We start from the raw sequence: 13,923 nt of genomic DNA, 5'->3' as shown, positions 1-13,923 counted from the left end.
AGAAGCACGGCAACACGAAAAAACAGAACAACAATGAAGAAATGGTATCTGGCCTACTGCAAACCCAAGGAAGAGGCCCGCGCCCGCGCCCATCTGGCGGCTCAAGGCGTCGAATCCTATTACCCCATGGTGGAAGTGGAGAAGCTGCGGCGTGGCAAACGGGTCCCGCAGCGTGAACCCATGTTCCCCAACTACCTGTTCATCTACGTGGATCTGGAAGTGGTGACCCCGGTCACCCTGAAGTCCACCCGCGGCATCAGCCGCATCATTCACTTCGGCAAGGAGTGGAGCCCCGTCAGCAGCCAGCTGATCTACCGGCTGATGAGCCGGGACGACAGCGACGAGGCGCGCGCCAGCTATGCCCGCCTGCCGACGCAAGGGGACAAGGTATTGATCGAATCCGGCCCCCTGGCCGGGTTCGAGGCCATCTATCTGGAGCCGGATGGGGAGAAGCGGGCCATCCTGCTGGTCAGCCTGCTCAACCAGGAGACCAGCAGCAGCTTCGACAACCAGGCCTTCCGACGTCTGGACTGAGTCGACAGCGAGAAGCGCTCTATGCCTGCTGGTCAGCTTGCTCAATCAGGCAACCGGCAGCAGCGTCGACCACCAGGCCTTCCGACGGCTGGACTGACCCTCACCAGACGTTGCTGGCGAAAAGCGCCCCCATACCCCTGCTGGTCAGCCTGCTCAACCAGGCAACCAGCAGCAGCGTCGACCACCAGGCCTTCCGACGTCTGGACTGAGCCGGCAGCGAGAAGCGCCCCATACCCCTGCTGGTCAGCCTGCTCAACCAGGAGACCAGCAGCTTCGACATCCAGGCCTTCCGGCGTCTGGCGTGAAAACAAGCGGGGCAGGCCCATAGGCCTGCCCCGCTTTGCTGTCACCCCTGCCCTGCTCAGGCATCCAGCTCGAAGCGGCTGATGGCCGCGTTAAGCTGGCCCGTCTCCCGGGTCAGGCGGGCGGCGATCAACTCCCCCTGCTGGCTGTGTTCGCTGGACTGATGGCTGAGCCCGGCGATCTCCTCCACCGTGCCCGCCACCTCCTGGGCCACCCTGGACTGCTGCTCGGTCGCGGTGGCGATGGCGGCGAGCTGGCCGCAGAGATCCTGCACCAGCGCCGACATGGCAGCCAGGGTCTCGGTGGCCGAGGCCACGGCCCCCCTGCCCTGCTCCACCAGCAGGGTGCCGCTGCCCACGGTATCGGCGGTCTGCCGGGTCTGCTGCTGTATGCTGGCGATGGTCTGGTTGATCTCCGCCGTCGACTGGCTGGTGCGGCTGGCCAGCTGGCGCACCTCGTCCGCCACCACGGCGAATCCCCGCCCCTGCTCCCCGGCGCGCGCCGCCTCTATGGCGGCATTGAGCGCCAGCAGGTTGGTCTGCTCGGCAATGGTGGCGATCACCTCGGTGACGCGGCCCACCTGCTCGCTCTGGCTGCTGAGCAGCGTCATCGCCTGATTGGCCTGGGTGATCATGGCGGCAATCTGCGCCATGGTGCTCCCCATGCGGGCGAGGGCCTGCTCCCCCTGCCTGGCCTGCTGCTCGGTCTGCCGCGCGGCCCCGGCCGCATCGGCGATGTTGCCCGCCACCTCCCGGGTGCTGGCGGACATCTGCTCTATGGCGGCCGCGACCGTATCCAGCCGCTGATTCTGACTCGCCAGATCGTCCACTATGGCATTGGTGGTCTGGCCCACCTCGCGGCCGGCCCCCTCCACCTGCGCCACCGCCCCCTGGATCTCCCCCACCAGCTGGCGCAGCTGGCTCGACATCCGGTTGATGGAGCCGGTCAGCCCGCCCAGCTCGTCCTGGCGCAGCACCGGCAGGGGCGCACTCGGCAGGCGGCCATCGGCGACCTGCCCGGCACGGTTCACCAGGCTGGCGATGTCGCGGGTCAGGCGGCGGCTGAACAGCAGGGCCACCAGGGTGCCGAGCAGGATGACGCTGGTGGTCGCCAGCAGCAGGGTGCGGTGAATAGCCTGACTGGCACCGGCCAGCTTGCCCGCTATCTGGTCCACTTCTCCCCGGGTCTGGGTCACCTGATTCGCCAGCTGATCGGCGAGCCGGGTCAACGCAGGTTCTATGTCGGTGGCCATCAGGTGATTGGCCTGATCCCAGTCCGGCGCCTGCCGCCTGGCGATCACCTGCCCCACCAGCTCGGCAAAGGGCGCAGACATCTCCTCAAAGAGCGTCCACAACCCCTTCTGCGCCTCGGTGAAGTTGCCCTGCTGCTGTGTCAGCTCGGCCACCCGCTGCAGATGGAACTGGTAGTAGTCCTGGTACTTGTCGCGATACTCCTTGTCCCCCGAGATGAGGAAGTCCCGCAGGGCGGAGAGGGCATTGGCCAGCCCGTTGTAGGCATCCCCCACCTGCTTGAGCAGCAGGCGGCGATCGCCGGGCAGTGCCTCCTGAGGGGTCGCCACCTCTTCGTTGGCGATGGATTGCAGCTGATCGAGGGCCGCCTCCGCCAGGGGGCCTGCCTCCAGCAGCATCAGGGTGTGGGCCGGCAGGTTGTCTTCGGTATGGGCCAGGGCCCACACCTTCTCCTGCGCCCCCTTGAAGCTCTTGAGGGACCGGGTCAGGTCAGGCGTGAATCCCTGCTGCTCTATGGCGTGCCAGGCCTGCTCCCACTCCTGCTTGATGCGCGCACCTTGCGCCGGATCCTTGCCGAGGATGAGGTAGGCCCGTAGGGAGGAGACGGTGGCGATCAGGGCCTTCTGGCTCGCCTCGTCCCGTTGCAGGGCGGGTAGGGCCTGGGCCAGCAAGGCCTCCTGGGAGGCTTCAATCCGGCCTAGCTGATGGTAGACAAGGGCGGAGGAGAGAATGATGAGCAGGTTGATAAAACAGAAGCTCAACAACAGCTTGCTTGATATTTTCATGACCATCCTTGTGTCGCAGGGGCATCCTGCCCTTGATTAGCGCCCGATCAATGCGGGCAATCGTTCGCGCCAGGTGTCATGCCAGACGAGCAACTCCTCGCGTGGCATGGGGCGTGCGGAGAAGAATCCCTGGCACTGATCGCACCCCAGTCTGGCCAGCAGCAGCCAGGTGGCCTCGTCCTCGACCCCCTCTGCCACCGATTTTAACCCCAACTTGCGCGCCAGTTCGATACTGGATTCGATGATGGCGAGGCGGGAGGGATCTTCATAGCAGCGATCGACGAAGGATCTGTCCAGCTTCAGCTCGGTGAACGGCAGCAGGGCGAGCTGCTGCATGGAGGAGTAGCCGGTGCCGAAGTCGTCGATGGAGAGGCCGAAGCCGTGCATCCGCAAGCGGGTCAGCACCTCCAGGGACTTGCCGAGATCCTTGACGAAGGCGCTCTCTGTCACTTCCAGGGTGATGAGCTCGGGGTTGATGCTCCAGCGCTGGCAGTGATTGAGCAGGGTATTGCACAGATCCCCCTCGATCAGCGACGTGGTGGAGAGGTTCATCGACAGGTTCAGGGAGAGCCCCGTCTTCTCCCACAGGTGGCCGTCGCGCAGTGACTTGCCGATGATCACCTCGGTCAGCGGATCCATGAGCCCGTTGTGCTCCGCCAGCGGGATGAAGCGGGCCGGCGAGATGAGCCCATACTCGGGGTGCTGCCAGCGGGCGAGCGCCTCCATGCCGACCCACTGACCGTTTTCAAAGCTCACCTTGGGTTGATACCAGGGCAGCAGCTGGTCCTGCTCCAGGGCCCGGCACAGCTCATCCAGACTCAGGCTGTGGCCGTCCTCCTCCTGGCTGCGCGCCTGCTGGGGCTGCCAGGCGCCGATCAACTGGGCGATCTGCTGATGGCTGGCGGGTTTGTCGATGCGCCCCAGCACCTGCAGGCCGTAGGCACGACTCATGCGCAGCACGGCGTCCACCACATCATCCTCCAGTGCGCTGCACAGCACTATGCCGCCGCGAAAGCCGCCGAGGGAGAGGCGACGCAGCAGGGCCATGCCATCCATGCCCGGCATCCGCAGATCGCAGAACAGGATGTCGACCTGGTGGTGCTGGCACTGGGTCAGCGCCTCCTCCCCGTCCTGGGCTTCCAGCAGGTTGCCGTAGCCAAGCCCGCGGATCTGGTGCATCAGGGCCTTGCGCTGGAAGTTGTGATCCTCCACCACCATGATCGCCAACTCATGCCGTGCACTATTCATCGAGCCATAACTCCATTTCACCTCTGATAGAGTCCATCAATGCCTGTACCGTCTGGACCAGCTCGTCGAGCCTGTCCAGTTGCTTCAACCTGGCCGCCGCCTCCAGCTGGGCGGCCTCGGTCGCCAATGCCTGCTGCCCCACCATGCGGGCGGCCCCCTTGATGCGATGCGCCGTCTCCACCAGCGCCTGGGTATCCTGCCGGGCCAGGGCCTGCATCATGTCTTCGCCATCCTGACGGTTGGCCTCCAGATATTCGCTGGCCATGCTGCGCGCCATCCCCTCGTCACCAAACAGGGTCAACCAGCATATTCCCGGAGCCTGAACCTCTGCTTGCCGGGGGGCCACTGCCTCCTGTTGCGGGCTGGCCGCCGGTAGCCAGCGAGCCAGGGTCTGGCGCAGGGTTTCCAGGCTGTAGGGCTTGAACAGCATGTCGTTCATGCCGGCCTCCAGCATCTGCTGGCTGGCCTCCTCAGAGGTGTCGGCGGTGACGCCTATGATGGGCGCCTCATCACCGGCCGCCCGCAGGGTGCGCGCCAGGGTATAGCCATCCATCACCGGCATGTGGCAATCGGTGAGCAGCAGGGCGAACTCCTGCCCTTGCCAGGCGCGCAGCGCCTTCTCCCCATCATCCACCACCTCGGGCTCTATGCCGAGGATGGCGAGCTGGCGGGTCAGCAGCGCGCGGTTGACGGGATGATCGTCCGCCACCAGCACTCTGCCCCTGAGTCGCTCTCCCTCCATCTGCATCGGCTGGCTCGGCCGCTCGCTCGACAGCTGGCGGCAGGTCTCCAACAGCAGATCCGGGTAGATGGGGGACTGGCCTATCCGCCACCAGGCGTCACTGCCCATGCGGCCACGCAATGCCTCATGGGGGGAGAGTACTATGCCCTTGAGGGAAGATTGCTGCAAATGCTGCAACCAGCCACTGCCAAGGGCCTGCTCCAGGCGGCTCTCCTGCGCCAGCAGGCAGCCCTCAAGGGGATGACGCCACTGCTCGGCGCTCATGGGGTGGAGCGTGGCGCCGAGCTGTTCCATCACGGCTTGCAGCACCTCGTCCTCCCCGAACCACCACCAGTGCTGACCCGCCAGCGGCGGGGCATCCCAGCGGCACTCTGCCAGGGGGATGGCGAAGGTCACTGTGGTGCCGACCCCCGCCTCGCTCTCCAGCACCAGGCTTCCCCCCATCTTCAGGGTCAGCTGATGGCAGATGGCGAGCCCGAGCCCGGTGCCGCCAAAACGCCGGGTGATGTCGGACTCCACCTGCTTGAACGGGGTGAACAGATTGACCTGCTTATCCCTGGCTATGCCGATCCCCGTATCCCGCACCTTCAAGGTCAGCCGATGGGCCTGATAGCCCACCTGGATGGCAATCTCCCCCGCCTCGGTGAACTTCACCGCGTTGTTCAGCAGATTGGAGATCACCTGACCCACGCGCACCGCGTCCAGGCTGGCCTGATCCGGCACCTCCGGTCCCCACGCCAGCGTCACGTTGAGCCCCTTGCCATAGGCCAGGGTGGCATGACCCCGGATGACGTCGCAGATGACAGAGGTCAACCGGCAGGGATGGGGATTGAGTTGCAACTGCCCCGCCTCCATCTTGGAGAAGTCCAGGATGTCGTTCACCAGATAGAGCAGGTGATTGGTGGAGGTAGAGATGTTGCGCAGCATGTAGCGCTGATCGTCATCGAGGGAGCTCATCTGCAGCAGCTCCAGCATGCCGTGCATGCCGGAGATGGGGGTGCGCAACTCGTGGCTCATGGTGGCGAGGAACCGGCTGCGCACCTGGGTCGCCTCCTCCGCCACCCGCCTGGCCTCGCGCAGCTCCAGCTCCTGACGCTTGAGCTTGGTGATGTCCTGCACCACCCCGTTCAGGATGACCCCCTCCAGCCCCTCCTGTCGCACGAAGTGGCCCCGGATCTGCAGGTAGCCCGCTTGTCCCTGACGCCTGATCTCCACCTCGAGATCCAGCGGCTGCATGGTCAGGGCATGGCGCTCCACCGTGGTCACGAAGTCATGCAGGGCTTGCCCCGTCAGCCCCAGCAGGGTGTCGCCGGCCGCCTCGGACCCCATCATCTCCTCGAGCCCCTGGGAGGTGTAGAGGAAGTTGCCGTTGCCCGGCCCCAGCCAGTGATACTGATAGACCAGCCCCGGCATGCTGTCGGTGATCTGGGTCAGCCGGGTCTGCGCCTCCTGCGCCGCGGAACGCGCCTGCCTGAGTTCGGTGACATCCGTCAGTACGGTCAGGATCCCGAGCCGCTTGCCGTCGGGACCGACGAACAGCCGCTTGGTGTAGATCATCTGATGCTCGACACCGTCGGCGCGCCGGATCTCGCCGCGGCCGTGCAGCTCCTCGCCGCTCTCCCAGACCCTGGCATCCTCCTCGATCACCCTGGCCCGGATGGCTTCCGGCAGCCTGTCCTTGAGCAAGCGGTCATAGGAGCCGCCCAGGTTCTCGCCCTCCAGGAACATCTGCCGGTATGCCAGGTTGGTCATCGCGATTTCAAAACACTCATTGGTCAGCACCACCTGGTTGGGCAGGGCATCCAGCATCATCTGGACAAACACCAGCTGCTCTTCGAGCCGGCGCTCCGCCTCCCGCCGCTGACTGATCTGGCGGCGCAGGGTCCGGTTCCAGCCCACGAACAGCAGCAGGAAGAGCAGAAAGATCCCCCCGCCCAGGGAGGACCAGAGCAGCACTTTGCGCGGATCCAGCCCCGTCTGTATGGTCAGGGAGAGCCACTTCTTCTCGAGGGCGACCAGCTCCTCCGGGGGGATGGAGAGCAGCACCTTGGTCAGGATCTGCTGCAGCATGGGATCCTGCAGGTGGGCCGCCATGGCGACGGGAACCCGCAACTCGCTGCCGGAGAAGACCACCTGATAGCGATCGCTGAAGCCCCGCTGCAACGACTGCTCCAGGGTGGTCATGCTCATCAGCACATAGTCCACCTTCTGCTGATCCAGAAGCGGCAGCAGCTCGGGATCGCTTGCGACCGTCACGGCCTCGGCTCCCACCTCGCTCAGCAGGGATTTCTCCACCGAGCCTCCCACCATGCCCACCCTGTATCCCTTCAGCTGCCTGGGACTGGTCAGCTCCGCCATGCCCTGCCTGCCCACTATCACCCGGTTGAGAGAGACATAATTGGGCGTAAAGCGGGCAAACTGCTGGCGCTCCATGGTCGGGGTCATGGCCGGGATAAGATCCAGCTTGCGAGCCTGAAACAGCTCCAGGGTCTGGGCCCAGCTGCGGGTCTGCACCAGGGTGAACTGCAGGCCGGCGCGCTGGTTCAACATCGCCAGCAGATCGGCTACCAGCCCCTTGAGCCGGCCCTTGTCGTCTATCTCGCTCATCCCGGGCCAATTTGGGGCTATCCCGTACTTGAGCACAGGGTGCTGCTGCAGCCACGCCTGCTCCGGCGCGCTGAAGACGACCTCCTTGCTGCCCTTCACCAGCTCATAGTCAACTATGCCCCCCGCCTCCAGGATGCGGCGGCGCTCGCCGGGCGAGATGTCATCCAGCGCCCGCTCGAGCAGCCCCTGCAGGGGCTCGTTGCCCGGTGCCACCGCCATGGCGAGGGAGGTATCCCTCATCCAGTCCACCGTGGTCAGCGTCATGCCCGCCATGGCCTGCAGGCGGCTCAACATGGGCAGCTCGGCCAGATAGGCGTCCGCCTTCCCCTCCTTGAGCATGAAGATCGCCTCATCCCGGCTGTCCACCGTCACCAGGTTCGAGATACCAAGGCGCAGCAGCTCATCGCAGGCGCTGACACCGAAGACGCAGACCCAGCGCACCCCGTAGGCCTCCTCCAGGGAGAGGCTCTCTCGCCCCCCGGTCAGCAGCACGGCGCGGGGCAACGCCATCAGCTCCGAGGTAAACAGCATCCGCAGCGTGCGGATCGGGCTGGGGGCCACGCCGATCACCATGTCAATCTTGCCGTCCAGCAACGCCTGCTGGACCGCCGTATTGTTGGCATAGGTGCGATAACGCAACTCGAGGCCCAGGCTGCTCGCAATCTGCGAGGCAAAGGCATCCAGAGGGCCGGTGAAGTTACCCCGGCCATCGGTATAGGTATAGGGGGGCCAGGCCGTCGCCGGCATGCCGACCACCAGCTCATGGTGGGTGAAGAGCCATTGCTGCCCGGATGGCGCGAAGGCGCTCCTGTCCAGCAGCGTCTCGACCGCCGTCGCCCCCTGGCTACAGCAGGCCAGCCAGCACAACAGGATGAGGCGATAGCAGCGGCAAAGCATAGGTGACTCCCGTATGGATAGGAGGGGGATCATAATGTGTCTGGCTCAATGTGCGACAACAAAATTGAGAGAATGCTCATCAGGAAAGAAAAATGGCAGGCCCAGGCCTGCCATCCAGGAGTCGGGGGCCAAGGCCCCTCGCCTCAGGTTATTCGATTCCCGAGTCGGAAACCGGTTTGAAACTCCCGCTCACGGACATGAGCGACCTGCACATTGTGCCCTTCCAGCCCGATGTCCTTGAGCAGGGCGGGAGAGAGATGCAGATAGCTGACGCGACGCTCCAGCCGGGTGATCCGTTTTTGAACCAGGGTTTCGACGCGGCGCAGCAGGGCGAGTTCGATAGACATAATATTCTCCAGTTGAACGTGCGGTTCTCCCGGAGAGAGGCATCACCCTGCGGGACAACCGCGGGTGATGAAAAAGCAGGTGTTACCTGTTCCCTCCACGCGGTAAATAAAGAGCACGAGTCTTCGCGCTGCCATTGCAGCGATCGAACGCAACGTTGAACATGGAATGTTGCATGATCGTCTCCTTACCGTGTGAAAGTTGAACAAGTTGCCACAGTCTAAAAAAACACCGAATTTTACGCAATATCACCCCCACCCATATGGGTGGAATGCGGCCACAACCGGCCCCGGTCAAATCCCGGACAACAGCCTGAACTCCTCAAGCGCATAGGTATCCGTCATGCCGCTGACATAGTCGAGCAGCAGCCGCACCCTGTAGTACCACTCCTGCTCGGCGCCATTGTCAAAGCGCGGATCCCGGCTGGCCACCGCCAGCCGGTAGGCCTTGAGGTGGCGGGCCGACAACCGGTGGAACAGCCGCCGGGCGAAGAAGAGCTCGCTCCCGCCGTTGCCTGCCAGCAGTCGCTCGAACTGGGCGGCGGGCAGGGCCAGCAGGCAGGCGTAGGTGGAGAGCACCCCGCGCAGGGCGGCATAACCTTCCAGCTCCAGCGCCTCGACCTCGGGGCGCATGAAGACCTGCTCCCTCGCCACCCCCTTGAGCACATCCAGCACCCGGGCCGCCGGGGCCTGACCGTGCAGCAGCGCCCTGGGGTAGGCCCCGCTCAGTATGGCCTCGTGGTCGCTCACATAGGTGTGGGCCGCAAGCGCTACCAGATCCCGGGTCAGATGCTGGCGAAAATGGGGGAAGAAGCCCCGCCCGGAGGCGAGCGCCTCCTCGAGCAGGCTGGCCATGTAGTCCCCCTCATCGGCACCGCGCAGCGCCGCCAGCAACTCCCCCTGGGTGAGGATGCGCCTGTCTACCGCGTCCTCCAGATCGGCGATGCAGTAAGAGATGTCGTCCGCCGCCTCCATGATGTAGACCAGCGGATGCCGGCATCCCGGCGCCAGCCCCAGACTCTGGCCGAGGGCGCGATAGAGGGGTTGCTCGCTGAAGAAGATGCCGCGCTTGCTGGTCCAGCCATGGTGCTGGCCATAGCCCTGGGGACTGTGCAGCAGGGGCTGCTGCGGGTATTTGCACAGGGCCGCCAGCTGGCCCAGGGTGAGGTTCATCTCGTGCAGGCTGTGCACCAGCCGCAGGCTCTGGGCATTGCCGTCAAACACCAGCAGGTCCTGACGAAGCTCGGCCCACTGCGGGCTCGGCAGCTGATCATGGGCGCTGGCGAACAGCTCATCCAGCGACTGTGCCAGCCACTGGCTCATCACCTGCTCGCCGAAGTGGCCGAACGGCGGGTTGCCGACGTCGTGCAGCAGGCAGGCCATCTCCACCAGGTTGATGAAGGCCCCTTCGCAGACGGTGCCCGCCGACAGGGTCGCCAGAATGCGCCGGCTGATCTGGCGACCCGTCTCCTGCACCTCCAGGGAGTGGGTGAGACGGCTGCGCACCGAGGCCTTCACATCGAGCGGGAAGACCTGGGTCTTCTGCTGCAGGCGGCGCACCGGCGCCGCCTGCACGATGCGGGCGCGATCCTGCTCGGTCGCCTCCAGCAGCTCCTCGCTGCCCCAGGGGTGAATGCGCGCCGGGGTAATCAGACTGTCATACATGGTGCGGCTCCTTGCCTGCGACGTCCGTCAGGTTCACGACAACAACCAGCGCCGCAAGCGGGCGATGTCGCCGGGATATTCACGACGCAGCGTCTCAATCCAGTCCTCCACGTTCTCCCACCAGGCGGGGTGATCCGGGCTCTGGATAAGCTGGGCCGTCTGCTGCAGGCGGCGCAGGCCGATGGAACCCGCCGCCCCTTTTATCTTGTGCGCCTCCTCCACCACGCCGGCCTGATCCCTGGCAATCATGTTGGAGTCCAGCACCGCCATGTAGTCCGGCATCATCTTCTCGAACAGATCCACGCTGGAGATCAGCACCGGCTTGCCGACCGTGCTGGCGTAGTCGGTGAGGAAGGGCAAGTCCAGCAGCGCATCCTGGTTGCCCGCGTCCGCCTGATCAAAGGCCTCGTCGTCCGCCAGATCCGCAAACAGGTGGCCTATCACCTCCCGCACCGCCTTGGAGCCGAGCGGCTTGTTGATCACATCCTGCATGCCGTGATCCCGGTAGTACTGGCGATCGCCGGTGGCATTGGCGGTGAGCGCCACCATGGGGGGCAGGCTGTCGCCGTAACGGGCCAGCAGCTGGGCCGCCACGTCGAAGCCGGTCATGTCCGGCAGCTGGATGTCCAGCAGGATGAGGTCGAAGTCATCCGGGTTGGCCATGGCCAGCGCCTGGGTGCCGTCCCGCGCCACCTGCACCTGATGGCCGAGCTTGTTCAGCAGGGCGCAGGCGACGGTGACGTTCAGCTCTACGTCCTCCACCAGCAGGATGTCGAGGGAGGGCATCTCGGGCTCAGGCGAGGTCGCCTGCGGCTCGACGCAGTCCACCTCCAGTTCGGCGGTGAAGCAGGCGCCTTCCCCCGGGTCGCTGTCCACATAGAGCTGGCCACCCATGGCCTGCACCAGCTGGCGGGAGACCGCGAGACCGATGCCGGTGCCGGTGGCGTGCTTCTTGCCCTGCACCTGATAGTACATGGCGAAGATCTTCTCCTGCTGGGCGCGCGGAATGCCGACCCCGGTGTCTTCCACCTCGAAGTGCAGCGCCAGCTTGCCCGGTTCATCGGCGGCGTGGGCGAGGCAGCGCACCGTCACGCCCCCCTCGTCGGTGAATTTGACCGCATTGCCCACCAGGTTCCACAACACCTGGCGCAGCCGGGTGCCGTCCGCCATCACGAACTGCGGCATGTCGCCATCCCGGTCGAAGTGCAGGTAGAGCCCCTTCTGCTCCGCCTGGATGCGCGACAGCATCTCCAGCTCGTCGAGGAAGGCGGGCAGGTCCATGGGGGCAGGTGCTATCTCGAGGCGGCGGCGATCGAGCTTGTCGAGATCGATGATGTCATTGAAGATGTTGCCGAGCGTCACCGCGCTCAGGTGGATGGTCTTGAGCTGCTGCTGCCGCTTGGCATCGAGCGGCGTGTCCATCAGCATGCGGCTCAGGCCGACGATGCCGTTGAGCGGTGTGCGCAGCTCGTGGCTGATGGTGGAGATGAAGGTGGTCTTGTCCCGGCTCGCCTTCTCCAGCTTGTCCTGATACTGCTTGCGCTCTGTGATGTCGCGGCCAAAGCCGAGCAGGCCGAGCCGCTTGCCGAAGCGGTCGAAGAAGGGCACCTTGCGCAGCTCGAAGTAGGCCTTGCGGCCATCGGGGTACTCCAGCCACTGCTCGTAAGTGAGGGGCTCGTTGCTGGCGAAGACCTGCTTGTCGGTCTCCACCACCTTGTTGGCGATCTCCTGCTTGTAGACATCGAACGGGGTCAGCCCGATGAGCTCGGCCTCCACCTTGCCGGTGAGCTCCTCCATGGCGCGGTTGCAGCCGGAGAACTGCTCGTCCTCGTTGCGGTAGTAGACCAGATCCGGGGAGCAGTCGATGAAGGAGCGCAACAGGGCGGTGCGCTCCCCCAGGTGCAGCTGGGCCTTCTCCCGCTGGAACACCTCGTTCTCCAGATCCTCTATGGCTTGCTGGCGCAGGGTCTCGGCCCGGTTGGTCTCGGCTATCTGGGCATTGAGGCGGCTGATGTTCTCCTGCAGCTGGCTGTTGAGTTCGAGGTCGCGCTCGCGCATGTCCTGCAGCTTGCGCACCATGCGGGTCAGCCGCTGGCGGGAGTCCTCCAGCTGATCTACCACGATGGAGAGGAAATAGACGGCCCAGGGGGTCACCAGCAGGCCGAAGAAGACAGAGCGCACCAGGTCGACTATGTCCACGGTGCCGCGCAGAAACAGGGTCACCCCCATCTGGATGGAGACCGCCAGTACTATGATGGCGGTCGCCAGGAACATGCTGAAGCGCACCAGTCCCAGCTTGGTCATCAGGTCGACATAGTATTGCGCCCAGGATTTGATTTGCTTCATCTCGTTGTTTTCTCCCCGTTATTGCGCAAACAGAATACCAGTACGGCGCCCTGAACTCTTGCCCGTTGCACCTTAAATTATTGATTAACGTCACACTCCGACTGGGGTAGCATGCCCGCCTGAGTCAGTCAGCTCCGGTTCAGCAAAGGATCCCGAGCCGCACTGCCACCCTTGTCATCCCTTGTGTCAGGAGCACACCCCATGCGCAATCATGTCCTGTTGAGTCTTGGTCTGCTAGCCGCCAATGCCGCCCACGCCGATCTTGGCGAGATCCCCAGAGAGTCCGGCTGGTCCGGTTTCCTGCTCGGCGGGGTCAATGTGGTCAGCCACGAGTCCAACTTCTATGCCGGCGATGACAGCAACAGCCGCATCCATGATCTCGGCTCTCCCGACAGCGAGAGCGGCCTGACCCCCCTCATCAACGCCGACATCCGCTACACCTTTGCCGACACCCGCACCCAGGTGTTCCTCGGCAACCTGATCCAGGATGCGGTGCGCTTCGACTTCACCCAGCAGCTGGGCCTGCGCCAGGAGATGGGCAACAAGGGCATAGTCGCCACCTCCCTGGTGTTCAACGCCATGCCGGTGGAGCTGTGGAGCGATCCCTTCGCCACCGGGGTGGATCGCAGCGCCACCGACGTGAAGTCGAAAGGAGTGCGCTTTGCCTGGGACAAGATCTGGGGCAGCCAGTTCTACGGCAGCCTCACCACCCGGGAGGTGGATCTGGACGAGGAGCGCAGCGGTCAGCAGTATGACCAGGCCCACGGCACAAACTATGCCGCCATGCTGAATCGCAACGGCAAGGTGCACGACATGGAGCTCTCCTACCAGTTCCACTTCGGCGGCAACCAGTTGCTGGAGCCGGCGATCCTCTACAAGCAGGCCAGGCTCGACGGCAGCGCCGAGAGCTTCGACAACACAGGATTGCAGCTCACTTACGCCAAGCGGGGCCCGCAATGGTCCATCGTCAGCAACCTCTATGCCGGCAAGCGCAAGTATGACGAGGCAAATCCCCTGTTCGGCCGGCGTGCCGATGCAGACGAATTCGCCATCAACGGCACCTTCTTCTGGCACAACCTGTTCGGGGTCAAGGCCCTGGCCGCGACCTTCACGGCGGCCTACTCCGGGGCCGACTCCGATATCGACTTCTACGATACCCAGGCCACCCGCTTCAGCACCGGCCTGCTCTACAACTTCTAAGC

The 13,923-nt window shown here is 64.6% G+C and carries 9 protein-coding genes; 2 read left to right on the top strand and 7 right to left on the bottom strand.

Features of this window, described 5'->3' with window-relative positions; all coding sequences use genetic code 11:
- Positions 1 to 33 precede the first annotated feature (33 nt).
- Positions 34 to 534, top strand: a complete 501-nt coding sequence (gene rfaH, locus AC1IN8_RS07215; protein WP_139435048.1) for a transcription/translation regulatory transformer protein RfaH — start codon at positions 34 to 36, stop codon at positions 532 to 534.
- Positions 535 to 634: 100 nt separating this feature from the next.
- Here rfaH and AC1IN8_RS07210 read toward each other — a convergent pair whose 3' ends face one another.
- The 7 genes from AC1IN8_RS07210 to arcB all read right to left on the bottom strand — a co-directional run bounded on the left by AC1IN8_RS07210 (position 635) and on the right by arcB (position 12,721).
- On the bottom strand, positions 635 to 814 hold the full coding sequence (locus AC1IN8_RS07210) for a hypothetical protein (RefSeq protein ID WP_479758491.1): 180 nt from the start codon (positions 812 to 814) through the stop codon (positions 635 to 637).
- Between the two features lie 81 nt (positions 815 to 895).
- Entirely contained in the window at positions 896 to 2,872 is a 1,977-nt protein-coding gene (locus AC1IN8_RS07205; protein ID WP_479758490.1) for a methyl-accepting chemotaxis protein, read from the bottom strand.
- A gap of 36 nt (positions 2,873 to 2,908) precedes the next feature.
- Complete coding sequence (locus AC1IN8_RS07200; protein WP_139435051.1) at positions 2,909 to 4,120, bottom strand: EAL domain-containing response regulator; 1,212 nt, start codon at positions 4,118 to 4,120, stop codon at positions 2,909 to 2,911.
- Complete coding sequence (locus tag AC1IN8_RS07195; protein WP_479758489.1) at positions 4,113 to 8,366, bottom strand: transporter substrate-binding domain-containing protein; 4,254 nt, start codon at positions 8,364 to 8,366, stop codon at positions 4,113 to 4,115. The genes AC1IN8_RS07200 and AC1IN8_RS07195 overlap by 8 nt, the downstream gene beginning before the upstream one ends.
- 143 nt (positions 8,367 to 8,509) lie before the next feature.
- Positions 8,510 to 8,713 carry a hypothetical protein gene (locus tag AC1IN8_RS07190; protein WP_139435055.1) on the bottom strand — a complete coding sequence of 68 codons (204 nt, stop codon included), beginning with the start codon at positions 8,711 to 8,713 and terminating at the stop codon, positions 8,510 to 8,512.
- 291 nt (positions 8,714 to 9,004) lie between these two features.
- On the bottom strand, positions 9,005 to 10,375 hold the full coding sequence (gene dgt, locus AC1IN8_RS07185; protein ID WP_479758488.1) for a dGTPase: 1,371 nt from the start codon (positions 10,373 to 10,375) through the stop codon (positions 9,005 to 9,007).
- A 33-nt stretch (positions 10,376 to 10,408) separates the two neighbouring features.
- Positions 10,409 to 12,721: an aerobic respiration two-component sensor histidine kinase ArcB gene (arcB, locus tag AC1IN8_RS07180; RefSeq protein WP_139435059.1), complete on the bottom strand. Its 2,313-nt coding sequence runs from the start codon at positions 12,719 to 12,721 to the stop codon at positions 10,409 to 10,411.
- Positions 12,722 to 12,922: 201 nt separating this feature from the next.
- Between arcB and AC1IN8_RS07175 the strand changes: the two genes are divergently transcribed.
- Entirely contained in the window at positions 12,923 to 13,921 is a 999-nt protein-coding gene (locus AC1IN8_RS07175) for a DUF2860 family protein (RefSeq protein WP_479758486.1), read from the top strand.
- Positions 13,922 to 13,923 lie beyond the last annotated feature (2 nt).

Source organism: Aeromonas sp. 130281 (assembly GCF_056642115.1).
Note: the sequence above shows the minus strand (reverse complement) of the source record. Positions and strands in the feature narration are given on the sequence as shown.